The organism is Geobacter sp., from assembly GCA_009684525.1.
GTDB lineage: Bacteria > Desulfobacterota > Desulfuromonadia > Geobacterales > DSM-12255 > Geoanaerobacter.
Genome location: WKKR01000002.1, coordinates 326,224 through 353,151 on the forward strand (window position 1 = coordinate 326,224; position 26,928 = coordinate 353,151).

Annotated in this window: 23 protein-coding genes; 13 read left to right on the top strand and 10 right to left on the bottom strand. The window is 50.9% G+C overall.

Annotated elements, in window-relative coordinates:
* Nucleotides 1-108: 108 nt before the first annotated feature.
* The 8 genes from tolQ (at nucleotide 109) to GJT30_07800 (ending at nucleotide 7,632) form a co-directional block, all read left to right on the top strand.
* On the top strand, nucleotides 109-783 hold the full coding sequence (tolQ, locus tag GJT30_07765) for a protein TolQ (protein ID MSM39501.1): 675 nt from the start codon (nucleotides 109-111) through the stop codon (nucleotides 781-783).
* 9 nt (nucleotides 784-792) lie between these two features.
* A complete protein-coding gene (tolR, locus tag GJT30_07770; protein MSM39502.1) occupies nucleotides 793-1,209 on the top strand; it encodes a protein TolR in 417 nt (138 codons plus the stop codon).
* Nucleotides 1,206-1,973, top strand: a complete 768-nt coding sequence (locus tag GJT30_07775; protein MSM39503.1) for a TonB family protein — start codon at nucleotides 1,206-1,208, stop codon at nucleotides 1,971-1,973. Before tolR ends, GJT30_07775 begins: the two co-directional genes overlap by 4 nt.
* Before the next feature lie 75 nt (nucleotides 1,974-2,048).
* Nucleotides 2,049-3,341, top strand: a complete 1,293-nt coding sequence (gene tolB / locus GJT30_07780) for a Tol-Pal system beta propeller repeat protein TolB (GenBank protein MSM39504.1) — start codon at nucleotides 2,049-2,051, stop codon at nucleotides 3,339-3,341.
* A gap of 136 nt (nucleotides 3,342-3,477) precedes the next feature.
* Entirely contained in the window at nucleotides 3,478-4,062 is a 585-nt protein-coding gene (gene pal / locus GJT30_07785; protein ID MSM39505.1) for a peptidoglycan-associated lipoprotein Pal, read from the top strand.
* 83 nt (nucleotides 4,063-4,145) lie between these two features.
* Complete coding sequence (gene ybgF / locus GJT30_07790) at nucleotides 4,146-4,973, top strand: tol-pal system protein YbgF (GenBank protein MSM39506.1); 828 nt, start codon at nucleotides 4,146-4,148, stop codon at nucleotides 4,971-4,973.
* A 583-nt stretch (nucleotides 4,974-5,556) separates the two neighbouring features.
* Complete coding sequence (locus GJT30_07795; protein ID MSM39507.1) at nucleotides 5,557-7,128, top strand: hypothetical protein; 1,572 nt, start codon at nucleotides 5,557-5,559, stop codon at nucleotides 7,126-7,128.
* Between the two features lie 186 nt (nucleotides 7,129-7,314).
* Nucleotides 7,315-7,632 carry a hypothetical protein gene (locus GJT30_07800; protein ID MSM39508.1) on the top strand — a complete coding sequence of 106 codons (318 nt, stop codon included), beginning with the start codon at nucleotides 7,315-7,317 and terminating at the stop codon, nucleotides 7,630-7,632.
* Nucleotides 7,633-7,811: 179 nt separating this feature from the next.
* Here the strand turns inward: GJT30_07800 and GJT30_07805 are convergent, their stop codons facing one another.
* Nucleotides 7,812-8,981, bottom strand: a complete 1,170-nt coding sequence (locus GJT30_07805) for a hypothetical protein (GenBank protein ID MSM39509.1) — start codon at nucleotides 8,979-8,981, stop codon at nucleotides 7,812-7,814.
* 238 nt (nucleotides 8,982-9,219) lie between these two features.
* On the opposite strand from GJT30_07805, the gene GJT30_07810 reads away from it, so the two are divergent.
* Nucleotides 9,220-9,951 carry a hypothetical protein gene (locus tag GJT30_07810; protein MSM39510.1) on the top strand — a complete coding sequence of 244 codons (732 nt, stop codon included), beginning with the start codon at nucleotides 9,220-9,222 and terminating at the stop codon, nucleotides 9,949-9,951.
* 129 nt (nucleotides 9,952-10,080) lie between these two features.
* On the opposite strand, the gene GJT30_07815 is transcribed toward GJT30_07810, so the two are convergent.
* From GJT30_07815 to GJT30_07840, 6 genes are all read right to left on the bottom strand, one after another.
* Entirely contained in the window at nucleotides 10,081-11,154 is a 1,074-nt protein-coding gene (locus tag GJT30_07815; protein ID MSM39511.1) for a hypothetical protein, read from the bottom strand.
* Nucleotides 11,155-11,479: 325 nt separating this feature from the next.
* Entirely contained in the window at nucleotides 11,480-12,148 is a 669-nt protein-coding gene (locus GJT30_07820; GenBank protein MSM39512.1) for a hypothetical protein, read from the bottom strand.
* A gap of 6 nt (nucleotides 12,149-12,154) precedes the next feature.
* Complete coding sequence (locus tag GJT30_07825) at nucleotides 12,155-13,720, bottom strand: hypothetical protein (GenBank protein MSM39513.1); 1,566 nt, start codon at nucleotides 13,718-13,720, stop codon at nucleotides 12,155-12,157.
* Nucleotides 13,696-15,270, bottom strand: coding sequence for a hypothetical protein (locus GJT30_07830; protein ID MSM39514.1), 1,575 nt, complete (start codon nucleotides 15,268-15,270; stop codon nucleotides 13,696-13,698). Before GJT30_07830 ends, GJT30_07825 begins: the two co-directional genes overlap by 25 nt.
* A gap of 21 nt (nucleotides 15,271-15,291) precedes the next feature.
* Nucleotides 15,292-16,509: a hypothetical protein gene (locus GJT30_07835; protein MSM39515.1), complete on the bottom strand. Its 1,218-nt coding sequence runs from the start codon at nucleotides 16,507-16,509 to the stop codon at nucleotides 15,292-15,294.
* A gap of 14 nt (nucleotides 16,510-16,523) precedes the next feature.
* Nucleotides 16,524-17,597 carry a DGQHR domain-containing protein gene (locus tag GJT30_07840; GenBank protein MSM39516.1) on the bottom strand — a complete coding sequence of 358 codons (1,074 nt, stop codon included), beginning with the start codon at nucleotides 17,595-17,597 and terminating at the stop codon, nucleotides 16,524-16,526.
* A 280-nt stretch (nucleotides 17,598-17,877) separates the two neighbouring features.
* Between GJT30_07840 and GJT30_07845 the strand changes: the two genes are divergently transcribed.
* A complete protein-coding gene (locus tag GJT30_07845; GenBank protein MSM39517.1) occupies nucleotides 17,878-19,104 on the top strand; it encodes a hypothetical protein in 1,227 nt (408 codons plus the stop codon).
* Between the two features lie 173 nt (nucleotides 19,105-19,277).
* Here the strand turns inward: GJT30_07845 and tatA are convergent, their stop codons facing one another.
* Nucleotides 19,278-19,577 (bottom strand): twin-arginine translocase TatA/TatE family subunit, encoded by a 300-nt coding sequence (gene tatA / locus GJT30_07850; protein MSM39518.1) that lies wholly within the window; start codon nucleotides 19,575-19,577, stop codon nucleotides 19,278-19,280.
* A gap of 208 nt (nucleotides 19,578-19,785) precedes the next feature.
* On the opposite strand from tatA, the gene GJT30_07855 reads away from it, so the two are divergent.
* Together GJT30_07855 and GJT30_07860 are read left to right on the top strand one after the other, a co-directional pair.
* Nucleotides 19,786-20,361, top strand: a complete 576-nt coding sequence (locus tag GJT30_07855) for a peptidyl-prolyl cis-trans isomerase (GenBank protein ID MSM39519.1) — start codon at nucleotides 19,786-19,788, stop codon at nucleotides 20,359-20,361.
* Nucleotides 20,362-20,419: 58 nt separating this feature from the next.
* Entirely contained in the window at nucleotides 20,420-21,856 is a 1,437-nt protein-coding gene (locus GJT30_07860) for a DUF4139 domain-containing protein (protein ID MSM39520.1), read from the top strand.
* On the opposite strand, the gene GJT30_07865 is transcribed toward GJT30_07860, so the two are convergent.
* A complete protein-coding gene (locus tag GJT30_07865; protein MSM39521.1) occupies nucleotides 21,850-22,566 on the bottom strand; it encodes a cytochrome C biogenesis protein ResB in 717 nt (238 codons plus the stop codon). The two genes, GJT30_07860 and GJT30_07865, sit on opposite strands and share 7 nt — an antisense overlap.
* 8 nt (nucleotides 22,567-22,574) lie before the next feature.
* Complete coding sequence (locus GJT30_07870) at nucleotides 22,575-23,294, bottom strand: cytochrome C biogenesis protein ResC (protein ID MSM39522.1); 720 nt, start codon at nucleotides 23,292-23,294, stop codon at nucleotides 22,575-22,577.
* 142 nt (nucleotides 23,295-23,436) lie between these two features.
* Between GJT30_07870 and mfd the strand changes: the two genes are divergently transcribed.
* The gene (gene mfd / locus GJT30_07875) at nucleotides 23,437-26,910 is read left to right on the top strand and encodes a transcription-repair coupling factor (GenBank protein MSM39523.1); all 3,474 of its coding nucleotides are present in this window, start codon (nucleotides 23,437-23,439) and stop codon (nucleotides 26,908-26,910) included.
* Nucleotides 26,911-26,928 lie beyond the last annotated feature (18 nt).

Sequence of the window (26,928 nt, forward strand, 5' to 3'; positions counted from 1 at the left end):
CCATGAGCTGGTGGCTGCGCACCGCGCAAAATCGTATTGACTAACCATGCAGTAAGGATTATTTTCCATCCGTTGTCGCAGCTCTCATCCATTCAGGGGGTAAAATCCGTGGCATTTTTCGCCGGCACCGGCCTTGTCGTCAAACTGGTTCTGTTTATCCTGCTCTACTTCTCGGTAGTTTCCTGGGCTATAATCTTTTACAAAATTCTGCAGGTTCATCGTGCCAACAACGAATCGGTTCGTTTCATGGACTTCTTCTGGAAGACCAAGAAATTCGACATGATTCATTCCCAGCTCGACCGTTTTGCCAATTCGCCGCTCACGGTCCTCTTCAGCGAAGGGTATGCCGAATTGAAGAAGCTGATGGAGCATGGGGAAGCGCGGGATGCAAGCGAAGGGGTCAGCACCGATCTGGGTGGGATAGAGAATATTGCCCGTGCCTTGCGGCGCGCAACCACGTCGGAAATCACCCGCCTGGAGAAGTACACCACATTTCTCGCCACCACCGGCTCTACTGCGCCGTTTATCGGCCTGTTCGGGACGGTCTGGGGGATCATGACCGCGTTCAAGGGGATCGGCGAGACCGGTTCCGCCTCTCTCGCCGTCGTTGCCCCTGGTATCGCCGAAGCGCTGATCGCCACCGCTATCGGCCTGGTTGCCGCTATTCCGGCAGTCATGGGGTACAACCATTTTCAACACAAGATCCGGGTGTTGATCGGCGAGATGGATAACTTTTCCACCGAGTTTCTGAATATCGTCCAGCGGACGTTCGCAAAAAAATAAGGTGAACCCATGGAACTAGGGAACAGAAACAGCGATCGCGGCACCATGTCACAGATCAACGTCACGCCGTTGGTCGACGTCATGCTGGTGCTGCTGGTAATATTCATGGTGACCGCCCCGATGATGCAGCAGGGGGTGCAGGTCAATCTGCCCAAGGCCGAAACCAAGGCACTCAAGTCTCCAGAGGAAGCGGTGGTCGTTTCTATTGAGAAAAACGGCCGGTTCTTCATCGACAAGGCTGAGATTTCCCCTGACGAGCTGAAGGCGAAGCTTTCGGCCATTTTCGTCAACCGAGCCAAGAAAGAGGTTTTCCTCAAGGCGGATCGCGATGTCCCCTACGGCGAGGTGGTAAAGGTAATGGCGGAGATCAAAGGAGCCGGGGTGGAACGCCTCGGCATGGTGACTGAGCCGGCTCAACGGAAATGACTCTCACTGTCATGAGACGTGAACGGGGGCTCGGCACGCTGATCCCCGTCTCACTCTTCTTTCATATCGCCCTCTACGCGTTTTTCTGGTGGCTGCACTTCTTTCCGACGATCCATCTTCCGGATGCCCCGGTTTATTATGTGGATGTGGTGAGTCTGCCGGTGGCCTCCCCCCAGGCAGGCACGCCCGGTCCTCCTGCTCCATCCGCCCAGGAAGCGTCCCCCCCGAAACCTCCACCGAAATCCCCGGAAATGAAACTTCCTGCGCCGCGTGCAGCCACTCGTTCGCAACCTGTCGCAAAACCTTCCGTTGCAGGAGCCAAGGAGAACGAACAGGCCGCCCGTGAGTTCGAAGAGCGGCTTGCCCGCATTGAGAGAGCCAACGAAGCGCGCCATGAGGCGGCAGCCTTGGCTGCACTGCGCAACAGGGCAGCCAGCGGCACCAAGCCGGTCGGCATGCCGGGCGGTACGGGGAAAGAGGCGGGGAGCGATTATGCCAGTTATATCCGTTCACGGCTGGTGGATGCCTTCAAGACCACCATTGCCTATCAGAGTAAGGACCCGCGGGTGATCATGACTCTGACCATCGATCGATCCGGGCGGATCGCAAAGAGCCGTGTTGATCGTTCAAGCGGAGACCGCCTGTTCGAGGAGTCAGTGAAACGGGCAATTGCCAAAGCGGAAAAGGAATTCAGGCCGCCGCCGGGTGGCGGGGTCTTCGAGTACGGATTCATCTTCAGCCCTCAGGGGGTTGGCAAGCAGTAAGGCCCGGTTCGCCCTTTGCCGCGCCGGTAACCCCCGACGCTACACAGCAGTCGCGGGACAATAGGATTGATAGCCATGTACAGATTTCTCTTAGCCATTTTCTTTTTGAGCACCCTGTTGCTGCCGTCATTGCTGCCGGCCCAGGAGAAATACCTGGAGGTGACCGCACCCGGCAACCGCCAGCTCCAGCTCAGCATTGCCGCTCCCGTCGCTCTCGGAGGGGCGGCCCAGGCTGATGTTGCCAACGAGATGCGGGACGTCTTTCAGTTCGACATGGCGCTAGCCGGCCCCTTTGCCGTTCTCCAGTCCCCTGTTGCGGAAGCCCGTAGTGGCATCCGCTCCGGGGAGTTCGATTTCGCGGTCTGGCGCGCAGCAGGTGCCGATATGCTGATCAAGAGCGGTTACACCGTGTCGGGACAGACGGTCACCATCGAATGCCGGCTCTATGATGTCTTGACGCAGAAGGAGCTGGCTGCAAAACGGTACAGCGGGGGGAGACAAGACCTGCGCCGGATGGCCCATACCTTTTCGGACGACGTAATGGCGGCAGTGACCGGCATCAGGGGGCCGTTTACCAGCAAGATCGCTTTTGTCACCACAAAGAGCGGCAACAAGGAGATCAGTCTCATGGACTATGACGGCCATAATGTCCTGAGATTGACCCGGAATGGCTCCATCAATCTCTATCCCGACTTTTCACCCAACGGCCGGGAACTGATCTTTACCTCTTACAAGAAGCGCAATCCCGACCTGTATCGCCGAGAGCTCTTCAGCGGCACGGAAGCCAGGGTAACCAATTACCGTGGCACGAACATCTCCGGCACCTATGCGCCCGACGGCAACCGCATCGCCCTTTCCATGAGCAAGGACGGCAATGCGGAGATCTATATCCTGAGCAAGGATGGGAAGCAGTTGGCCCGCCTCACCCATACCGACGCCATCGAGGTCACGCCGGCCTGGTCTCCGGACGGGACCAAGATCGCCTTTGTCTCGGACCGCCTGGGCAAGCCGCAGGTCTTCATCATGGATGCGGACGGGAAGAACGTCCGGCGGCTGACCACTGCCGGGAGTTACAACGTGAACCCGCGCTGGTCGCCGCGAGGGGATCGGATTGCCTACTGCCGGCAGATGGGAGGAGGATTCCAGATCTTCTCTATCAACCCGGACGGTAGCGACGATACCCAGCTCACTAGCGACGGGAGCAACGAGCACCCGCGCTGGTCGCCCGATGGCCGTTTCCTCACCTTCAGCTCAAAGCGGGGTGGCCGGGAGGCGATCTATGTCATGCGGGCCGATGGCAGCGGCCAAGTCAAGGTGTCGCGCGGGACGGCCAGCGATTCCCAGCCTGTCTGGTCGCCGCGCTGGTAAGCTGTTTTTTTTCAAAGGGTCGACAAGGTGATTGAAAATGAACCCCGCTTATGTATAATTGTCACGAGTTCGCTCGTGCGGACAGAGCGCGGTATACAAGCCTCATGACATCAAGATTAACGTGAAGGAGGATGAGATGCGCAAGGTAGTGTTCGGGAGTATAGTGGTGCTGTTCAGTGCAATGCTGGTGCTCGGCGGCTGTGCCAAGCAGGAAGTTGTCAAGAAGGACGAGCCGGTAGCTGCTGCAGTACCTCCTTCGGCAGTCCAGCCGGAGCCGGCAAAGCCGGTGGTGCAGGAAGAGCCCGTAGCTGCCCAGCCGATCAAGGAGGCACCGGTGACGGCCAGTGAGGAGCAGGCTCCTCAGGCATCTACGGTCGCCGCTTCCGAGTCACTTTTTGAAAAGGTCTACTTCGATTTCGACTCTTCGGCACTCAGCCAGAAATCTCGGGATGCGCTTTCCAAAAACGCCGACGTGCTGAAGCAACAAGCTGACATGAAGGTGCAAATTGAGGGGAATTGCGACGAGCGTGGTTCTGCAGAGTACAACCTGGCTTTGGGTGAGCGTCGCGCCAAGGCTGCAATGCACTACCTGGTAAACCTGGGGATTCCTGCCTCACGGATTTCCACCATCAGCTACGGTGAGGAAAAACCGGCTGATCCTGGTCATGACGAGGCAGCCTGGGCTAAAAACCGGCGCGATGAGTTCCTTATTGTGAAATAATCGATCTTACGACCATTCCAAGGGAGCCGGTAACGGCTCCTTTTTTCATTCTGCCCCAAACTGGCATGGATGGAGGTGCTCCGATGCAGATGTTACGAATTGTAGTTGCCGGCCTAGCGGTGTTGTTCCTTGCCGGATGTGCGACCAGAAACGATCTTGCCGTTGTTCGTCAGGATCTGGACGAGATGAAGGGCAGGACCCTGCGGATGGAGAGGGATCTGGGGGGGGTGCGGAGCGAGACCCGCGAAGGGCTGGAAAAGAACCTGAAAGGGGTCCAGGGGGAGATCGATAACCTGCGCAGGTCTGCAGCCGATCTGCAGGCAAACCTGGACAACGCCAAGGTGGATATGCAGGTGCTGGGGGGAAAGGTTGACGATCTGTCCCAGCAATCCCGGAAACCGGCCGACGAGATCGCCCTGCTCAAGGAGGATACGGATCGTCGTCAGTCAGCCGTTGAAGCGCGGCTGGAAAAGCTGGAGAAGGGGATGGAGGAGCTGCAGAAACAGCTTGCTGAGCAGCGCACCCGCGAAGCGGAAAAGACCCCTGACGCCATATACCAGCGTGGCATCGATGCGTACAAGGCAAACGATCTTGCCAAGGCGCGCGAACAGTTCATGCGTTTCATAGAACTGTTTCCCAACCACGACCTGACGGCAAATGCCCATTACTGGCTGGGTGAGACCTACTACTCGGACAAGGTCTATGATCAGGCCATTCTGGAGTTCGAAAAGGTCATCAAGAATTTCCCCACCAAGGGGAAGGTTCCCGCAGCCCTGCTCAAGCAGGGAATGGCCTTCAATGAGCTGGGCGACACCAAAAGCGCCCGTTTTGTCTACAAAAAGCTGATCGAGAACTATCCGCTGGCAGATGAGGTGAAAATGGCCAAGGAGAAGTTGAAGGCCCTGAAATAGGCTTTCCGGTCAGTCGCAATAAAAAAGGCGGGGGATATCCTAAGCCGTTCAACAAAGATGTTGTTATTTAGTCGAAAGACCCGTGACCCCCAGGTTGCGGGTCTTTTTTTCTGCATTCCGAATTAAATTCGTTAAGTCGTGTTGATGCCGGACATCGGGAGGCCGTTGACTTAATATACCAGTTGGTATATTATTAAGGCACAATTGAATAAGTAGAAATCTGGTTAGGATATATTTCCTTCTTTGAGGTGGCGTAATGCCTAACCAGACCTACAGCGTTCAATTTTCCCTCACCCCAGAGCCCTTTCAGGGTGTCAACGTCAATTTCTGTAAGAACCCCAATTGCCTCAACTATGGTAGACCAGCTTCACCTGCGCCTAGTCGTCTTGGTCGGCCAAGTGCGTCCACTGCTCGTGAAAGAACTGAACCTGCCAACCTCCAACCAGTTGAAGACCAGCCGGTAGTGCTTCCACCTCTCCTTACGGACTCACAAGTTGAAAACATCGCCAGCAGAGCCTTGCCAGAGGTTGCCGACCGCCAAACCGGTTATACGCCTCGTAGTGCCGGTAGCGGCAGTCCATATATTCTTTGTCAGCGTTGTCGGCGCGGTTTCCCTATTAAGAGCAACCTTGGCATTTACGAAGAGTATATGCGCCTAGTGTCATACCTTCAGGAAAGAGTTACCTCTTGCCCTGATGAAGCATGCGCTAACCATGGCATTGATGTGAAAGCCGGAAAAAGATTTTACCGGAAATTCGGTACCACCGAGTCAGGGTCTACCAGATATCTTTGCAAGGCATGCAATAAAACATTTTCCGTAGGGAAGTCCACGCTCCGACAAAGGAAACCACATGTTAACATCCTTGTGTTCAAGCTCCTTATGAACAAGTCGCCCCTCCGGCGTATCTGCGAGGTTGCAGACATTGGCCCTGGCACCCTTTACGCGAAGATTGAGTTCATCTACCAGCAGTGCATGAAGTTTGTTGCTCACCGCGAACAAAAATTATTGAACGGCACCATTAGGCCGGGGAAGCTCTATATCTCAGTTGACCGGCAGGAATACACCGTCAACTGGTCGAACACCAATGACAAGCGCAACGTGATTCTGTCATCAGTCGGTAGCGCTGACAACGTGACCAGTTATGTATTTGGAATGAATCTGAACTATGACCCCGAGAGTAGCCCACGGGATATAGAAAATCGAGCATATCGGTGCGGCGATTATAATGCTTCCCCACCATTCAGGCGATATTCGCGGTTTTGGCTGAGCCGCGATTATGCTCGTGAGGCGTCAAGGAGTGCAAATGCTGGCCGCAGACCTCGTGGATACCTGTGCGACAGCGTACGCGATGCATATCAAGTCGAGAGTAGCAGAGATAACCCTGAATGTTCCGATGCGATGTCTGCTGATACACAAACACCAAAGACGGGCATGCAGGTTCATGCGGAGTATACGTTGTACGGCAACTTTCTCTTCTTGAAAAAGCTATTACAGCACGCCGAGAAGGTCAGGTTTTTCCTCGACCAGGATTCCGGTATGCGTAATGCCTGCCTGACAGCGTTCTGGGATGAAATCCTCGAACGACGATGTGATGCGTTCTTTGTTTCAGTGAATAAGGAGATGACCATCCATCAGAAGCAACGCGCACTCGCCGACGCACATCGTGAGCTTAACCGGTTGAGCGAGCTATACCCATATGAGGGCATCGACCTAAAGCTGGAGCTGATAAAAGACAGAATGAGGAGCATGGTCACCATCGGTAATCAGAACGATAAGTGGCTTATTCACCCTATACCAAGCAAGAGCGAACCTGAAAAAATGGTCTGCTACCTGACGGACCTTGGTGACTACGATGAAAACCACAAGGCCCGCTTGTATGACAAGGCGACGCTTCATGGGGTAGACCGGTTCTTCATGCAAGTCAGAAGGCGGATGTCCCTGTTTGAGCGACCGATACTAACCAGCTCCAGAGCCAGGCGGACCTGGTTCGGGTATAGCCCCTATAATCCGGTTTATGTCCATAAGCTGCTGAACGTCTTCAGGGTCTTTTATAACTATGTTGAGGTGGGCGAGGATAGGCAAACGCCTGCCATGCGTCTCGGGTTGGCACGGGGGCCGATTAAGATAGAAGACATCCTCTACTACAAGGCGTAAGAGACATACGCCCTCTGATAAATCTACTTGGGGGGAGCCGAATAGTTTATCTGCAATAATTCGTATAATCGTGTTGATGTAGTACCGTCATCTCCGGGCAACCGGCAGTGACTCTTCAGGCTTAAATCAGGTGCGACCGCCAACCCCTGATGGGGAGAAGAGTTCTTTTGCCAAAGGAGCATGGTCATGTACTGCAGCTTGCGAACCCCAAAGCCCAAGAGATTGCGCGTCAAGCAGGTACCAGTTGATGCAGTGGTCAACAGTAATGAAACACTGGAAGTGGTGTATGCAAAGCTGGTCAAATTTAGATACGTGTTCATCATCTCAGGTGTCAAGCTGTTGCCGGTATATATCAACCAGGAAGTCATGCATGCCCTCAGCACGATATTGTATAACGCACGACGGGTTGGTGCCGGGCTATATTTCCTCCCAATTTATACAGAGATAATCGATGAACTCGGCTCTGTTGATGTGCAGATTGGGGAGCGGCAGGTGCTGCCATGAAGGCCAGGAATATAATGCGGAGGGTGGCGCGGTATTTTCTGGTTATCCTAGTAATGGTGGCGGTGTGGGTGGTATTTTGCTGGGCGGTTGAGTGGGTGTTTGGAGATTGTTGGTTGCTGCGGATTGATGTAAAGTCAATTGCGGAGCGGAAGTGTTGAACAAATAGTATTCCATAACAACTACCACCAATTATTAAATAAATGGTCAAAAGACTTTTTTTCGTCGATATCTTTTATGTTATATACTGCATTTTGCTCTCTATCTTTCATGACTGTAACAGTTTCTCCATCTTTAACAACTGAATTACACTGAACAACTTCCCCATTTTTGAGATATATTTTGTCGGTATACTTTATCCAAGCAGATGGTCTTTCTTTTGCCACTGACTCTTTATTATCTGTATTACTACTAAATTTCATAGATGGCAAACTAGGGATATCATCTAAACTCATAAAGCTATTACTTAGTCTATGTAAAATTTGGCCTGATTTTTTATTGTATACTATTATTTCAGAAATATCACCATATAAAAGCTTGTTTAGTATTGTCATCTCTACTGGGTTACTGATAGTGGCCTTATCATGATAACCGTCTTTGCCTACAAATGGGGATTTTATCTTAAAAACACATATTGCTGCTATGCTATTCTTATTGTGTTTAGCTGTCTCCACTGAAACATCTTTAATTGTTATTTTTATTTTTTTCTTAAATAAGCTGTTATCTATTTCGTATGGTTCTGAATTATTTACAACCAACACTATTTTTTCAGTAGTATATTTTTTTACGTTAACATTTACACCATATGCATTGGTGCCTATATATTCGTCTTTATAGACTTTTGATTCTCTACTAGGTATACCAAGCGTGAATTTAGTTACCCATGAATTTTCAAGTGGTAATAATATTTGTAATATTTGGGTGTCGGCATCATAAATAGATTCTACATCAACTAACAGTGATATATTATCATATATATATGTATTCCCAGATAATGGAGTCTTGTCCTCTTTCTCTATGCGTAAATTGTATTCATAAGTGGTTTCAAATTCGCTTTTTTCTCTATTTTTTCTTGCTTCTAGTGATTTGTAAACTTCTCTTAAATCATGGCCAATAAAATCTTTATCAACAAAATTTCCAACCAATTCAAAACTGTTACTTGTGTATTTTGGTGCAATTATGGTTTCTAATGGTTTTTCTTCTTGTTTTACAGTCGGCTGTTTTGGTTTTTCTTCTTGTTTTACAATCGGCTGTTTTGGTTTTGGGCTTGTTTTTCTTGCTGCATAAACGTTTGTTTGTGTAAAACTTAAAGACACTAGACAGGTGCCAATTATAACCATTTTTATGTCCATACTATCCTCTTCTATTGTTAGATAATAAATTTTAGACATAATACAAGTCAAAACAAATATGTAAAGCATTATTTGTAAACACAAATACGCGAATACAAAAATCAATTAAATTTATTATTGCTGTTTTGCAAATTAATATTTCTACAAAATTGTTAATTATCTATCCATACAATAATAAGTGGTATTTTTTAATCATATAATCGCACCTTTTTATCATTGTCATATTCAGGAGCCAATAATGAACAAACAAATACTAAAATTACAATCACACACCGACCACCTCTTGAGTTGTCTGCTTGGCTTGAAAGAGAAATTCGCATTTCTCCGCCCTATGCTGTTTGATGAAGAGACCGTCCAACAGTATGGGAATGGTGACCGCTTCCGAGGGTTTGAATCTATCAAGTACTCATTGTTCTATGGCTGCGCTCAAGACCTAGCTAGAATGACATTAGATACTACTGAGCGGACCCCGAGCATTGCAGGGATAATTGCCTCGCTGCAGGCAAATCCACACTTGCTCAGGGAGCTGCGCATAATGTACTCGGAGTGGGGGTATGGGGTACCGGTAAATGATTCTGGTGATGAAGAGATAAAGGCTGCGCTTGAGCAGCTACACGAACGCGAAAAAGAGAAACGCCGCCAGAAGTTTGATGCCATGTGCAATGAGTTAAATACGGCTTGGGAGGCTTTCAAGGCTAAGCCAAGCACAAAAGCATTCAGGATTATCCGTGACAGGCTGACAGCCCACCTGGAGCTGCGCCGTGGCGAGGATGGTGTTTATCGCCCGATAGATATCGCCACATTGGGATTGACCTGGGGTGACCTTGGAGAGAGCATCAGAGATGTTGATAAAATGGTCGAACTGTTGAATGCAATTGTACGAAATGCGGGATTCGTGATGGAGGAGTTTGACGAAAAACTGGATGAGGCAGTCAAAGGGTTTTGGAAAACATCAAGTCCCGCCCAATAGGGCTTGTTTAACGCTTTTGACTACTTCATCTTTATACGGTGTCAGTTGATGGTTCATGGCTATGTGATTATCATCCTATGCGTCAAATCAGCAAATAATTTAGCCAGGCAAGCGCTAATTACATCAAATTTAATCGCAAGCAGATACTCTAGTATCATCATAAAACTGTTTCATCCAATTTATCTGCATTTCGTTAAACTTACCCTCTCTGTATTCTGGACTAGTGAACCAGCTTTCTTTAAATTTTTCGCTTACAAATGTTCTATATCCCACTTTGTAATCAATTGACTTAGATTTAAGCATTTTTTCAAGTAAGTCATTAGGTATACGAAATTCATTAAGCTTATCATAATTTTCTGGTTTAAGAGTAACAACATCACCATCGTCTATTATTAAATCTAAAGAAATTACAGACGAATTGAAAGTATATATATGCGCTGATAAAAAATATTTGTTGTTTTCACTTATTAAATTAAATGCTTCTTTGTCTTTATATTCGGTAAGTGCATTTAAAGACATTCCACATCTCAATTTTTTATCCTTATCGAATTTAGATGGTCTGCTACACGATATTTTAGGCAGCTTCGGTATGTTTTTTAATCTATTTAGCTCCTTAACTTGCTCATCTAATCCCTTCAATGCATCAGTGGTGTGCTCTCTATATTTTGGGTCATGTCTTAATAATGAATTATAAACATTGTTGATATATATATTTACATTATTGCAACGCCTTTCAATGCTAACTTTAGTATTTAGTGTATCATATTCAATTGTTTCTGAACCATCAGGTAGCACTGTCTTTAATTGTGATTTTTCCATTAAACTATTCAATTTACTACTCAATCCATTGACGGCTTTTAGCGCTAAATCTTTGTTTTGATATTTATATTTAATATCAATGCTATTTAGTTCGTTGTTAAAATAGAGTAGGCTCGCAGTTGAAGTATAATTGCGCTCCATTTTATTGTTTGCTTCAATTTCAGATAATTCAATATCATTTATAATGCATGTTTTGAAACCAAGTAAATCCTGGTTTGAGCACTTTAAATTTTGATAAAACAATTTTGTATCATCTAATGTAATTTTCCAGTTTAGCTTGTCATATTCTTTTATTTTAACTGGTATCTTATTCGAGATAGCATAGCATATAGATGATGATATTAAAAATGCAGTAGCAAATAATATTATAAATTTAAATTTCATATGTGCCGTCCAATTATATTTTATTTTGAATAGTTTCTCGTGCTTAACTAAATAATGGTCAAAATTAACAAGAAATAGCAGTACATTAAAATGTATTGCTATATATTTGCATATATTATTAATAAATCAAGATATTTTATATGTGGCATTTAATTATAACATTTGTTGCAAGTAATTTTATATTGTTGTTGATTATATATTAACTTGAATTATAGTCTGAAAAATATTATTCAAAACAGATTGTATGTAGTTTATTACCATTAAAAATGGTAATTTGTATGGCTGGTATACTCTCAAATATATAATAGTTAGTGGCGATAAAACTTTATGCCGTAGTCAATAAAACGGTCTTTAACCCGTCAACTACTTCATCTTTGTAAGGGTAGGATTCAATACTGAAGGATGGTTGGCGTCCATTATTGTAGAGCTGCCAGATTTGACTGTATATCGACCAGAGCACGGTCAATGCTGCTTCTATTTCCTCGAAGTCAGTACCCTGAAACATATTGGCAATTGCTTCTGAATCAGTGTGGACGGCGTGGGCAAAGACCTTATCGCGGATACTCCGATAAAGCCCCTTGAACTTATCGTTGTGTGGACGGGTCAAACGGAAGAGCGTATTGATGTCTTCGATGGTGGGGTAGTATGCTTTGTCCAGATAATCATCAAGCCAGTCTGGCTTGATTGCTGCTCCGTCGCGTTTCCTGGCTTCAAGACCAGCTTTATCGAATTCCTGAAAATTATCTCTGCAGGTTCTGGAAAATGTCTTGAATGAAAATGAGTCCCTGGAATCATCGTACAGCCGCCCAAGCGCGATAAACAGTTTGGTCTGGACTGACGAAATGTAGATTCTCCAAAAAGAGATGTTCTTGTTTATCAGGTCGACATACATCTGGTCGGCCAGCAACTTTTTGATTCCCTCATAGGCGTAGAAAATCCTCAGAGCCGTTTCCACTTCGCTACGGAATGTATCCAAGCACCCCTGTATGACCATGGAAACCTACTTCCCCGAATATGCGGCATTAACCATATGGCTGGCAAAATTCGAGTTCGTATAATTGGCAAAAATTTGCTGGAGAATATCCTCGGGAGATTTGCTTGTGCTGTAGTTTTCGATGATGGTTCTGGCTACATGCTTTAACAAGTCTTTGGGGTCGGTATGCTTCAACTTCCTGCCATCCAGAACATGTTCAAGTAAGACTGGCTTGTGACTGGCAGATTCCATTTTCTCCCTGACAGCATCAAAACGCGCCTTCAGGTCATCTGGAATCCCATTGTTAGCAAGCTTCTCAAGGCTTGCCAAAGTGGTCTGGGAATTCTCAACCGCCTGCTGGTAATGCTCTTCGTCGATATAGGTGAGCGGGTCATTAAACAGTTTTTCCAACTGCTCAAGAGAACTCTGCACCCTGACACTGGCAATCCTGGTATTCGATGACTTTCGGCAAACGCTGCTCAGGTGGCGACCAAGCGCATGGGCCTGCTCTAGGAAACGCTCGAAGTTGGGAGTGTGCTCGAATCCATCGCGCCGGGCGTTTGGCTTCAGGCTGTTATTGACCACATGGATTTCACCAATTTGCCAGCCAGAGAAGCGTGGCTCTGAAAATTTGTCATCCAGGCAGTGTTCACCACCAACTTCAATGTTTCCCTGACGGATACGGATTCCCTTCACATTCAGAGCATTTGGCAACGTAGCAAGGAATTGAGTCTTCGCGTACCAGCCGAGGGCAATTGTTTCGCCGTCAACAGTCTTGAACTGGTAATACTCGATTCCCTGAATCTTGTCGGAACTGTTGGTAGACAGTTTGACCTCATCAGCATAGGGGCGGAACACTTGACGGCCATTCACCTGTATCTGGTAACAGCGGTAATCGCTGACATCAGAAAGATATTGCTCAATCTCTTCGGCATAAAAGAACGTTTGATGATTGTATGGAACCGGTGCGCTATGGGCCAGGTAATCGGTCACCGACTTCAGGTTCATCAGCATGTCGGAATGGAACCGATGGACATTGCGAAGGGTCACGCGGAAAAAGTGCAGCGGCGTCTCTTCGGTCGGGTCATCGTATTCCAGGGTAGCAACAGCCTGAATCATTTCAGATAGGGTGATGTTTCTTCGCGTATCTGCAGCAATCGCATCGAACTCTTTTCGGTTCCAACGAACAACCGAAATAAGCTCATCGCCTGCAGAACGAGTTTCAAAAACAAGCTCATCACAATAGGCTAGGCCACCAAGCCTGCCGATGCCCCGGAAACCTCTCTGGCTAGTCCCTTCCTTCGGACTGCAGCCGAGGTTGGTTAAGATGCCATGTGCAGTGTCGTTATCGAGGCCTTGGCCGTTGTCCTCAATAACAATGGACCGGTTGTGGCCGTTGAGGGAAATCGAGATTTGTGCGCTTTCGTGGCTTAATAATTCGCTCTGAATGGCAAGGTCGATGCTGTCCACCGAATTCTGGATATATTCCCGGTAAATCATCAAGGGGTTGTCATACATGCCGGACGTGACAATATCGAATAACTGCCGACCAATGACCGGCTTCTTTTCTATTTCAGATACCACTCTAGCCATTGCTTAACCTCTTCGTTCTTGACCGTCTTGAATGCCTGCTTTATCGCTTCCTTTGAACAAGGTGAAACGGCATCATGGAATTCGAAAAATACTTCATCCTGTTGGTGTAAAAGCCGTAGAATAAATTCCCTGAAATCTTCGACCTTGCCGGAACCTGGTTCCCGGTTCGGTTTGTTCTCGTATCTTCTTCTCTCATGCCTATCCCGGTTTCGCAGTAATTCTTCCGGCATATACATGTTGGCGATGAACTCTTCATATGTCTCACCGATGGCCCGTAACGCCAGGGAGGGCGTCGGAGATATCGCACCATGGGACGCGCCCTTGATAATTTCGATGTTTCGGGTGAAGCGCTTGGTCCACCTTGCATCCTGGAAAAAATCAATGTCTCTTGGGGGCGCTGGTGGGACATAATCGCGACTCCGATTCAGTCTCTCCGGTGAATTATCCTTTATTGGGGCAAACCGCATCGGGTAGCTATAGATTGCTGCAGCTTTGCTGCTGCTTTCTTCCTTCCATGACCGGTTGATATCAATGTTGATGACAAGCCGTTCGTACAGGTCACGAGGAGTGTCCTTCTCGTTGTAGAGCATATAGTTGGAGAATTCTTTGAAGCCGTGGCGCTTGGCGATGTTTACCGCGTTTATGTACGTATCCCGGTATGAAAGGCGGTCAAAAGCTATCCGCATCGGCTTGATGTGCAGTTGCTCGATAAGGGCGATATTGCCTTCGTTGATGTGTGTCGCTTCCAACCCCTGGTTGAAGTCGATGACTCGTGTCCTGGGGATTGTTTCAGTGGTCTTTTGGCCACGGCCATAACCAAGCTCAACCAGGTCGCTCACAATTTGGTCAAGATTCGGTGAGGCAAGGACGTTGTTATCCATCAGCTTCAGTCGGGGTTTGTCGCCGTACAGTGCTCGCATCTCAGTAATCATGGGACGGATATCCAGGTACTCGCAGTATTCCGGTTCCACATCATTGACACCACACCACGGACACTTGCGTTTGCAGCCACGGGTGGCGTGGGCATAATACGTGTCATTGATGGCGTAAATACGGTTGTCGAGGATGCTGTAATCTGGAGGAAGCGAATCGATTTCTTCGTCACCCGGCAAATCAATTTTGCCCGGTTCGTTCAGGGTGCCGACAATTGGCTGGATGCCTGTCTCTTCGAAGATGTCGTTGGGGATGATGGAGGCCATAATCCCGCCAACATAAATTTTATAGACGGAATTACCAACTGCCTTCTTGTAAAACTCAATAGTCTCAATGACGTTCTTCCAGTCGAACGTAAAGAGCGTGGTAATGTAGATTCGGTCCCATATCAGTTCATGGGTAAACAAGTCTGACTCTTTGATGACAGATTTATCCATACCATTGACAAACGTAACCTCATCACCTCGTCGCTTATGGAAGGTGCTGAGTTTAAGCAAGCCAATTGGGGGATACCACAGGCTTTCATCATCGCGTTTCTTGGCATCCGGTGCAGTTGCTGCTTTCCTGAAACTGGCGGAGCCATGGCGATAATCTGGTTCTACGAGTAATACTTTCACTATGTTCCTTGTTGGAAATTTTTATACGGCGGTGTTGAGCTTTTCTATACCAATTTTCGCCGGGAGCCATTCATTTAGCTGAGTAAGGAACGCATGGTCTTCAAGGCTTACGTTTCTGCCATGCGATGCCTGGTTGCGAATGGGGTTCAATGTATCAAACCATTTAAGCTGGTCATCCTTGTTGCTCTTGAACGATGGGTCGGCAAAGATGGTTTTGAACACATCCCAATTCCTTGAGATGATTTTTTTATAGTCAATCAAGTAAAGGAAGTCTTGTTCAGGGTCATCACTGTTCGCATTGATTTTTTCAATTGCAGCTTTTTTCCGTTCTTCGGGTGGTACACCATCTTTCCACCAACTGCTGCCGAATTTATCCTGGAGAACTGAGAACACTTTCTGCTTTATACCTTCTTCAAACCTATCAGTGATAATGCGAGCTACATCCTTATATTTGCCCGAATTCTCATCCATCCATTTTTTTAGACCGTCAGGCTCAAAGTCACTATATGTATTGTGTATTTCCTGCTGAAACTCACGAACTCCGATTTCAACTCCCTTGGGGTTGGAACTATAGTTTTTAAATTGGGCTATTTTGGCGGGCTCGAATCCGTTCAGATAAGTGAATACCGGTTCCAGATACCGAAACGTCAATTCGGCGATTTCTTTACCGGATTTTTTCGAATAATCTTCACCCTCGTACTGTTTGATGAAATCGAGTAGGTTGCTGGCAATCCTGATAAAACAGACAATGCCGATTGTTGTGGCAACGTACCCTCCAGGGGCACCTCCAAGATTCCAGACAGATTCAGTATTTGCTTTCACATGGTCAAAATAGGTTTTGAAAAACAGATAGCATTTGTCGAGCATCTGCTTGTAATCAAATGTCCCGTCTGCCTGTACCGGGTCACACCATAAATGGCCTGTTTCTACAAGTTTCTTCCTGTTTAGCTTGGCAAAGAAGTTCGATTTATTTAGACCATGGTCGATAGTTGTCCGTAAAGTGATACAGGCTAACGCAGTTCTCTTTGTTTCACCAATTGCTATCCTGCGGAAAAGAGGGCTATCCTCTTTTTGCCCTAGCCGGGTGAGCAGTTTCGACATGAGGGCTTCGATTGCCGCATCATATTTATCTGAGTTCCACAGTAAATCAGCGCCTATAGTTGTAAGTAAGTTCTGGGAAACCGGCTGCTGTTTACTGTTTATCTTGATAAATAGGTCAACCTGGTCTTTAGAAAGCAAATTTTCAAATGCAACTACCGGAATCGAGTTAGTTTCTTGTATTTGGTGTTTGAATATCCATACAAACGATGTTGTCCGTCAATAACGAAAGCAGAGTGATACTGCTTTGGTAAATGCAGTATTACCGGTTCACTGATTTTGCTGTCATGGGTGCATGAAACACGGTCGAAGTACAGCGGTTCTTCCTTATTAGTATTGATATTAAGAATTATCGAGTTTGGGAAATAGCCACCTTTATCAATAAAATGCTCTATTTCGGTTAATCTCTTCTTGCTGACAAGGCGCTGGTAGCCGTCATCATCGTCATTTACGTTTATGCTGTGCAATATGTAAGAAATTTTCAGAAGTTTTTCCGGCTCTATCGTGAAAGAGTAATAGTAAAATCCTCCCATTTGCCCACGCACTGCTGGAATCTTGTTTTCCAATGAGGGAATGTTCTGACCTTTAAATAATTTTGCCAGAAATTGATATTTAGCTGACTTGCCTAATCTTGCCTGGAGTTGTTCATAGTAGTGAATCTCATCCTGATTGAAATGAGTCATCTTTAGTTCAGCAAGTCGTTTCCTGTCATTTTCGCTCAGATTTATATTGTTGGTTGCAAATATGTATTTGATTTTGTGTTCTTTGGAAAATTCCTTTTTAAGAACTTTGTTCCCACCTGAAATGACCTTATCGTATTCGTTCAGCTCTTTTGAAAAGTGCTTGGTTTTCATCTCTTCAGCACTCTTGCATTCAACGATAATTATGGTTTCATCGTCAGCAGCAAATACGTCTATTTGTTTTCCAGGAATCGTTTCATCATCTGTATAGGGAAGCCGTAAGTCGCGTTTACTCAATGTGGTAAAGCCTAACTTGGCAAGAAGCGTCCACACTCTGTCTTCAAATAGCACATCATGTGGTTTTGGTTTCTTCAGGGCTACGGTTTTCTTGTTTTCTTTATATTGGACCCAATCAGTGCCTTCGTAGTCACTGAGAACCCGCTTATCAACTGTTTTGGCAACAAATGCCGTTGCTCTTATCTTTAAGTCTTTTGCGACTTCCTTGTTTTTAACCAGCTTGCCGGTGAATTCGTCGGCCAGGATGCCCATGCAGAAGTACCCTCCTTGGTATATGACTGGAATGATTGCATTTTAATGTTGCTGGACGCAATCGGCGCAGTATATACCAATTTAGAATAGTTTGCACTGGCTTTGGCGTAGCTAATTTTGGAATATCATTAAGCTATTTAATTTCTTTGAATTATTTGTAATGACAATATCTATTGATTGCTGTGTAGCATGCGGGCTAATATCCGCATCACTGCTCCACTTGGTTGTGTATCACAGCCAGCGTGACCAGTAAACTTCAATCTGATGCCTTATTGTCATTATGCCAACTCCCCATCTTGATGGTGAAAACCGATTCCTGCCGCCGACCCCTGAGAACCTCAGTTCTCTTAAATGCCCCCATTGTTCTGAACACCGCATTGTGTCTAATGGCGCAAAGAAGAAACAATTAATTACAGATGTACCTGAAAATGGCAGGCCGACATTCGTTTATGTCAACCGGCGGAGGTTTCTCTGCAAAGGGTGTGGCAAGACCTTTATGCTACCACTGGCCGGGGTTGAGGAAGGGCGTAACCTCACCACGCGACTGACGGCGTATATCGAAGAGCAGATGTTCCTGAAACCCTTTGTTGGTGTCGCCCGCGAAACGGGGGTGTCGGAGTGCCTGGTACGGAGTATTTTCAAAAAGCACTTGGCTAAAATGGAAGCTGCTGCCCAGTTCAAGACCCCAGATTTTATCGCCCTTGAACCAGTCACAATCCTCAATAAGACTCGGTACCTTGTCTGTAACCTGCGGCAACAGACTGTTATCAATTTATTGGAATCCAACAGCCCTGATGTGGTTGGGAACTATCTGAAGCAATTACCCAACCGGCACGACATCAAGTTTGTACTGATGGATATGAACTATAATGTTCGACAGGCAGTATGGGACAGCCTGCCACTTGCACAAACCATATTCGGCAGTCGCCACTTAATTGGACTGGTCAGTAAATTCTTTGAAGAAATTCGGAAGTTAGTGCGGGAAAGAAGCTGGGGATATAAGCGGCGATTGCTTGCTCAGGATAAAGCAATTTTCAAGCTCAGGCAGCATGAACTATCTGCAGAACAAAATGCAATTATCGATAAGTGGCGCACTACCCATATCGACATGCTCAAGGCGTATGCCCTTAAAAATAACTTCTGTGACCTTTTCGATTTGACCAGCAAATTTGCTGCGAATAAGGCATTTGAATTCTGGTCGATGGATATGGAGGTTGCATACCAGAACGATGAACCTCTATTGTCGCTTCCAAACTGGACCATTGATGGTTCTATTGGCGAATTTTGCCGGTGGTTCGAGCATCCTTCCATCAGGAAATACGAACAAGCGGTTGTCCCCTTAATGGAAGTGCTATCAAAATTTGAGAACTGGTACTCAATCAATGTAATCCGGGCAAGGCTGCTTTCGATTGAGGATGGTAGGAGCGATAAGGGGATTAAGGTGGGGAGTGTGGCAGCAGGTATGGAGGATTACATCAACACGATTTATCGAATTCCTAGCGACTGAAACCGCCATTCAACTTCATCTCGGAGAAATGTCCTATAGAACAGACAAAGGAAAAGGGCTGCAACCTATCAAGATTACAGCCCTTCGTTTTTAACTCCTAATTATTGCAACAGTTTTGTTGAACGGCTTGGGGATATCCCCGCCTTTTGTCGTGCAATGCATTTGTCTCCTGATCAGACCTTGGCTTTCTCCGGTTCTGCCTGCTTCTGCTCTCCGTCGTTTTTTGCATAGGCCGCTTCTGCCTGTTTGGCAGCGGCTTCTTGGGCGGCTACCTCGCTGGCCAGTTTCTCTTTTTCGTCGGTGGCCTTTACCTCTTCTTCGTGGATGCTGTTGCGGAGGTCCTCGGAGGCCCGTTTGAATTCGGCCAGGCCTTTCCCCAGGGAACGCGCCAGGTCGGGAAGCTTTTGCGGCCCGATGACGATCAGGGCGATTACGAGAATGACGATCAGTTCGGGCATGCCAATGCCAAACATACAGGGCCTCTCTTTCATCATCCTACCGGTTGCTGCGGTAAGATGCTCCGTGCCGACATGTATCCTGCGAATTCTCAGATGATAATAGAGGGTTTCCCATTCAGTGTCAAGCCGGGCCTCAGGGCAGGTTTCCTGACGCATGCACCTTGACCCTCCGTGGGAACTGACGTATAAATGAAGCAGATCAACTCTTTGCAAGGAGGATTACATGTTCAGGAAGTTTCTCGTAGCCTTGTCGCTCTGCCTGTTAGGGGTGACCGCTGCCGTTGCCGCGGATCAGGCCGCCAAGAATCCGGTGGTGGTGCTGGAAACCAGCATGGGGGACATCAAGGTCGAACTGTTCCAGAAAGAGGCGCCACTGTCGGTCGAGAATTTCCTTGATTACGCCAACAGCGGTTTCTATAACGGGACCGTATTCCACCGGGTCATCAACGGGTTTATGATCCAGGGCGGGGGCTTTACCCCCGACATGACACCCAAGAAGACCAACCCCCCCATTAAGAATGAGGCAGCCAACGGTCTCAAGAACGACCGGGGAACCATTGCCATGGCGCGTACCATGGTAGCGGACAGCGCAACGGCGCAGTTTTTCATCAATGTGGTGAATAACAACGGACTGAATCGGCCCAGCCCCGATGGCCATGGCTATGCGGTATTCGGCAAGGTCATTGACGGCATGGATGTGGTGGACAAGATCAAGGCGGTGAAGACGGGTATGTCTCGCGGTTTCAGGGACGTTCCCGAGACGCCGGTACTGATCAAGTCCGTGAAAGTGCTCAAATAACACGAACAAGAGGGGCGCCGCAGGGTGCCCCTCTTCATTTGTTGCAGGGGGACATGACATGAACAGCATCGGGCATTGTTTCCAACAGGGGCTTTTGGCCTCTCTGCTGAGCCTTGCAGCGGTTGCCACCGCCGGTGCCGCCCCGCTCGTCTCGACAGCGGCGGATCAGCAGTCGGTCTCTCTGACCATCTACAATGCAAATCTCGGCCTAGTGAAAGACCTGCGGCAGGTGAAAATCCCGCAGGGAGCCAGCGAACTGCGCTTCATGGATGTGGCGGCTCAGATAGTACCGGCCAGCGTCAGGATCGGGTCGACATCGGCGGCAGCGGGTTTCCGGGTGCTGGAGCAGAATTATGAATACGACCTGCTGAGCCCCCAGAAGTTGATGGACAAGTTCGTGGGGAAAGAGGTCCGGCTCTACGAGAAAAATCCTTATAGCGAGCGCGAAGAGCAGGTTTCGGCAATCCTTCTTGCCAACAACGGCGCGCCCATCTTCAAGATCGGCAACGATATCACCTTCGGCCATCCGGGGCGGGTCCTGTTTCCCGGCGTGCCGGATGACCTCATTGCCAATCCGACCCTGGTCTGGCTTCTCGAGAACCGGGCCGATGGACGTCAGGAACTGGAGGCATCCTATCTGACGAACGGTATTACCTGGCGGGCGGACTATGTGCTGACCCTCGATCGCGACGGCCGGAAAGCGGACCTGGCCGGATGGGTGACCATAGACAACAAGAGCGGCGCGACTTACCGCAATGCCCGGTTAAAACTGGTGGCAGGCACGGTGAACCGGGTCAGCGACGATATGGCGCGGGGCAGGCTGTACAAGATGGCCATGGCAGAGGCAGCAGCCGCTCCGCAGTTCAAGGAAGAGGGATTCTTCGAGTATCACCTCTACACACTGCAACGGCCGTCGACCGTCAAGGATAACCAGACCAAGCAGATCAGCCTGCTTTCTGCTGATGGAATTCCGGTCCGGCGGGAACTGGTGGTGAGTGGCGAACCGGCCTATGCCGGTGGCCGGCAGGGGGGGGAGGCTGGGGTTCGGCAGAAGGTCGGGGTCTATCTCGAAATCGAGAATCGCCAGGAACATCGGCTGGGGATGCCGCTTCCCAAGGGGACGGTCCGGGTCTACCAGAGGGATGCGGATGGCAGCCTGCAGTTTGCCGGCGAGGATGCCATCGACCACACGCCCAGGGACGAGAAGATCAGGTTGAGGCTCGGGGACGCCTTCGACGTTACTGCGACCAGGCGGCAGACCTCATGGAAAAAGCTGGCCAGTGACACCTATGAGGCAGGGTGGGAGATCGTCGTCCGAAATCACAAGCAAGAGGAGGTTGCGGTCCGGGTCGAGGAAACGCTGACCGGCGACTGGCAGGTGCTGGAGTCCGCTCCCGTATACCGGAAGCGCGATGCGGGCACCATCGACTTCCTCCTCACCGTGCCGAAAGACGGTGAGGCACGGGTGGCCTACCTGGTGAAAAGCCGCTATTGAGCCGCTTCGGCGCGCTTGCCCCGGCGCAGCCATAAGATCATGAGGTTCGCAGCCGTGAAGAAGAGGGCGCCGGCCAGGGCGAGACCGGCGCCGGGCTCCCGGTGGATCTCCACCAGCGCCATTTTTGCCGGGAAGAGCTCCACCTGCTTCAGGTAGACCCCGAACCCCTGGTAAAAATAGGGGTGGTTGGGGCTGAAGACGGCATGCCGCTCGCCTGCCGGGGTTGCATGGCGCAGGGTGGCGCTGAAATCGAGCGGCATCCCCATCGGTCCGATCCGGGCATCGAGCCGGACGATCTCCACCCTGGAGCCGTCGGGGAAGGAGAATGACCCCCCTTCCGGCAGGGGCCCGCCATCCTTGAACCCGCCGTAGGCACTCAACAGGTGGGCCAGGACGATGAGCAGAAAGCCGAGGTGCATCACCTGCGGCGCGATCCTGGCCAGAAAACTCCCCCGCTGCCATTTGGCCTTGAGCGATTCGATGCTGCACAGGACGGTGTTCAGCGCCAGAAGCGCCAGGACAGCGACAGTAACCAAGAGCCACCATGTCTCGGCAATGGGAGCCTTGGTCAGCCAGATGAAGAGGGGGACGTCGTTGATCGCAGATCCTTCTCTGGTCACGAAGGAGCCGATGCCGAGAAAGAGGATCACCCCGGCCACGAGCCAGATACCGAGATCGAGAGAGGCGAGAAAGTTATACAGCCGTTTCATTGCGCACCTCAGAAGCTGTGTGAACTCTTCATCAGCATGCTGACGCCGAGATAGGTGAAGAGGGTGATGCCGAAGCCGATGATCCCTGCCCATGCCACGCCGCGCTCCCATGCCGGGCCTTTCAGCCTGATGTGGAGATAGAGCGAATAGAACAGCCAGAGGATCGATGTCCAGAGCTCCTTGGGGGTCCAGAGCCAGTAGGTCCCCCAGGCGTAGTAGCCCCAAATCCCGCCGGAGACCATGGAGGCGGAAAAGAACGAGTAGCCGACCAGGGCGGCCCGGTACTGCAGATCGAGCAGCCCCCTGTCGCGGCGGGCCAGATAGAAGCCGCCCAGAATGGCGCCGATGCCGAACAGGGCATAGGCGAAAAAGGCGAGGGCCACGTGCAGCTCGAACCAGAGCGTGTTGAGCACCGGTGGTAGCGGCATGTTCAGGGAGCGGAACGGCAGGGCAAGCAGGGCAAAGAGCGCGGCAAGGACGCCCACACCCCATGACACGGTGCCATCGCGCCTCAGCCCCTGGGCAACGAGGAAGGGGAGCCCCATCAGGGCGATGGAGGTGGAGAAGAAAATCAGGGTGTCGTGGGGGCCGATCAGCGGGAGCCTGCCGAGTGCGCTGCCGCGGAGCGCCAGGTAGGTGAGTTCTGCGGCCAGCCCTGCCAGGAAGAAGGGGAGTCTGAACGCCCCGAAGAGATAAAGACCTGCAGATGCAATGATGAGCCATTTCATGAGGAGAAAGGTACACAGTACCGGGGAACAGGGTCAAGGGGAAAATGGGCCCGGGTGTCGGGATTCTTGCGGTAGCAGCCAGCCGCCTTTTCTGCTATGCTGCAGTCAATTCACGAGGTAACGTCGGATCAACGTCCCTTTCATGGCTTCGAACAAACAACATAGTCAGGATATTTTTTCCCTCCTTGCCCCTGCCGGCGCATCGGTGTCGCTGCCGGGCCTGCGCGGTTCGGCCCCGGCCTATCTGCTCGCAGAGCTCATGGGCGAATCGTCCCGGTTGTACCTTGTCGTTGCAGAGGATGCGGATGCTGCCGAAGAATGCTGGCGCGAACTGCGCTTCTACAGCTGCGGCGCAGATGCCATCCAGCTCTTTCCCGCCTGGGAGACCGCCCCCTACGAGCATGCGTCGCCGCACCCCGATGTCACGGGCCAGCGGCTGAATACCCTCTTTCAACTGCTGAACGGAACGGCCCGCGTGGTGGTGGCTCCTGTCGCAGCTCTCTGCCAGCGGCTCTTTCCGAGGGCAGACCTGGGAAAGGTCTCAGATTACCTGGTGACCGGTGAGGAGGCCGACCGCGAAGCCTTGCTGGCAAAGCTGGTACGGCTCGGCTACTCCCATGTGCCGCTGGTGGAAGACCGGGGGAGCTTTGCCAGCCGGGGTGGCATCCTGGACATCTTTCCGCCGAACATGGAGGCGCCGGTCAGGATCGAGTTTTTCGGCGATTTCGTGGAAACGATCCGCACCTTCGACCCGCTGACCCAACGCTCGCTGCAGCCTCTGCCCGAGCTGATCCTGCTCCCGTCCCGCGAGATCGTCCTCAATGACGAGGTGATGCAGGCGCTGCCAGCCCGGCTGAAAAAGATCTGCGACAGCCAGGACATCCCGCTTCCCCGCCGCCGCGAGCTGTTGGAACAGCTTCAGAACGCCATTTACCCCCCCGGTATCGAAAACCTGCAGCCGCTCTTCCATCCCGAACTGGAGACCCTGTTTTCATACGTGGGACGCGATGCGGTCAGGGTTCTCCTCGATCCCGACGCCATCGCTGCAGCGTCCGATCGTTTCTTCGGCGAGCTGGAGCTTGCAGAGCAGCGTGCCCAGGAGCGGGATGACATCGTCTGTGACCGCCGGGCGCTGTTCCTCGACCCGGCGGAACTGGCGGCCGGCCTTGCCGAAGGGTCGCGCCTGGCCATGCCCGCGATCGAGCTTCTCGACGGCGGTGCATCTACAACCCGACGTCTTGCCGTTGCCGACAATGCCGACCTCAGAATCTCCCTTTCTCCCGACAGCGAAGGGGTGCTGAAGCCGCTGGTGACGCGGCTGTCAGAATGGCTGGCAGAGCGGTGGAAGGTCGTGGTCGTCTGCCACCAGAAGGCGCAGGCACAGCGGCTCTACGATCTCCTCACTCCCCACGGCCTTCCCCTTTCCATCAGCAACCGGACTTTTGGCAACGAGATCGGGCAGCGCGATGGCACCGTGTCGGTCCTCATCGGCGAGATCTCCCGGGGATTCCGCCTGGAAGACGAGCTCCTGGCGGTCATTGCCGAGGAGGAGATCTTCGGGCCGCGGGTGAAGCGCCGGGGGCTCTCCGAGGCCAAGAAGAAGCAGATCCTCACCTCTCTTGCCGAGCTGAAGCCGGGTGACCACATGGTCCACCTTGATTTCGGGGTCGGCCTCTATCGCGGCCTGCAGCACCTGACTTTGGGTAACGTGGAGGGGGATTTCCTGCTGTTGGAATATGCCGGCAGCGACCGGCTCTACCTTCCGGTGGACCGGCTCAATTTGGTGCAGCGCTACGTCGGGGCAGAGGGGGTAGAGCCCCATCTCGACCGGCTCGGCGGCACCGGATGGGAGAAGGCCAAGGCCAAGGCCCGCGCCGCGGTGCAGGAGATGGCCGAGGAGCTGTTGAAGATCTATGCCGCCCGGCAGGTTAAAGAGGGGTATGCCTTTTCCCCTTCCGACGAGATGTTCCGCGAGTTCGAGGCAGCCTTTGCCTATGAGGAGACCCCGGACCAGATGGCTGCCATCGAGGACGTGCTGGCGGACATGCAGTCGACCCGCCCCATGGACCGCCTGGTCTGCGGCGACGTGGGGTATGGCAAGACCGAGGTGGCCATGCGCGGCGCCTTCAAGGCGGTGCTGGATGGCAAGCAGGTAGCAGTGCTGGTCCCCACCACCATTCTCGCCCAGCAGCACCTGGAGACCTTTGTCAAGCGTTTCGGCGAGTATCCGGTCACTGTGGAGATGCTGTCGCGGTTCCGCACGGCCAGGGAACAGAAGGCGATCCTGGAGCGGGTGAAGAAGGGGGAGGTCGACGTCATCATCGGCACCCATCGGCTGTTGCAGGCTGATGTGGAATTCAGGGACCTGGGGCTGCTCATCGTCGATGAGGAGCAGCGTTTCGGTGTGGCGCACAAGGAGAAGCTGAAGAAGTACCGGGCCACCGTGGATATCATGACCCTTACGGCCACGCCGATCCCGCGGACTCTCTACATGTCCATGATGGGAATTCGCGACCTCTCCATCATCGATACGCCGCCGGTGGACCGCCTGGCCATCAAGACCTTTGTCGCCCGTTTTTCCGACGAACTGGTGCGGGAGGCGGTGCTGCGCGAACTGCGGCGTGGCGGCCAGGTCTTTTTCGTCCACAACCGGGTGCAGAGCATCGGCCTGATGGCGGAGCACCTGCAGCGGATCGTGCCCGAGGCGAAGATCGCCGTCGGCCACGGCCAGATGGAGGAAAAAGAGCTGGAAAAGGTGATGCTCGGGTTCATGCATGGCGAGACCAACCTGCTCCTCTGTACCACCATCATCGAGTCGGGTCTCGACATCCCCACCGCCAACACCCTGATCATCAACCGCGCCGACAACTTCGGCCTGGCCCAGCTTTACCAGCTCCGCGGCCGGGTCGGGCGTGCCAAGCAGCGGGCCTACGCCTATTTCCTGATCCCCGGTGAAGGGGCCATCTCCCAGGATGCGCGGGAGCGGCTCAGGATCATGCAGGAGATCACTGAGCTGGGGGCAGGGTTCAGGATCGCCACCCACGACCTGGAGATCCGGGGCGCCGGCGACCTGCTGGGGGGGAAGCAATCGGGCCAGATCGCAACGGTCGGTTTCGAGCTTTACACCGAACTGTTGGAGGAGGCGGTGAGCGCGCTGAAGGGGGAAGAGCAGGAGGTCCGCCTGGAGCCGGAGCTGAAGCTGCGCGTTCCTGCCTTCATCCCGGAGGATTACGTCCCCCAGCCAAATCTGCGGCTCATCCTCTACAAGAAACTGACCCAGGCAACGAGCGAGGAGGATATTGCCGATGTCGCCAACGAGCTGACGGACCGTTTCGGGCCGGTGCCGCTTGCTGCCGGCTATCTCCTGGAGGTGATGAAGATCAGGCTGCTGCTGAAAATGCTGCTCATCCGGGAGATCGAGTTCGACGGCAGCCGGCTGGTCTGTTCGTTCCACCAGAAGACCCCAGTCTCTCCGGATACCATCATCGGCCTCATCAGGAAACAGCCAAAAAAATACCAGTTCACACCCGACTTCAGGCTCGTCTGCGAGCTGGCTGACAGCTCCTTTGACGGCATCCTTGCAGAGTCCAGAAATCTCTTGAAAAGCCTTACCTGATGTGCTAGCGTCGATCGG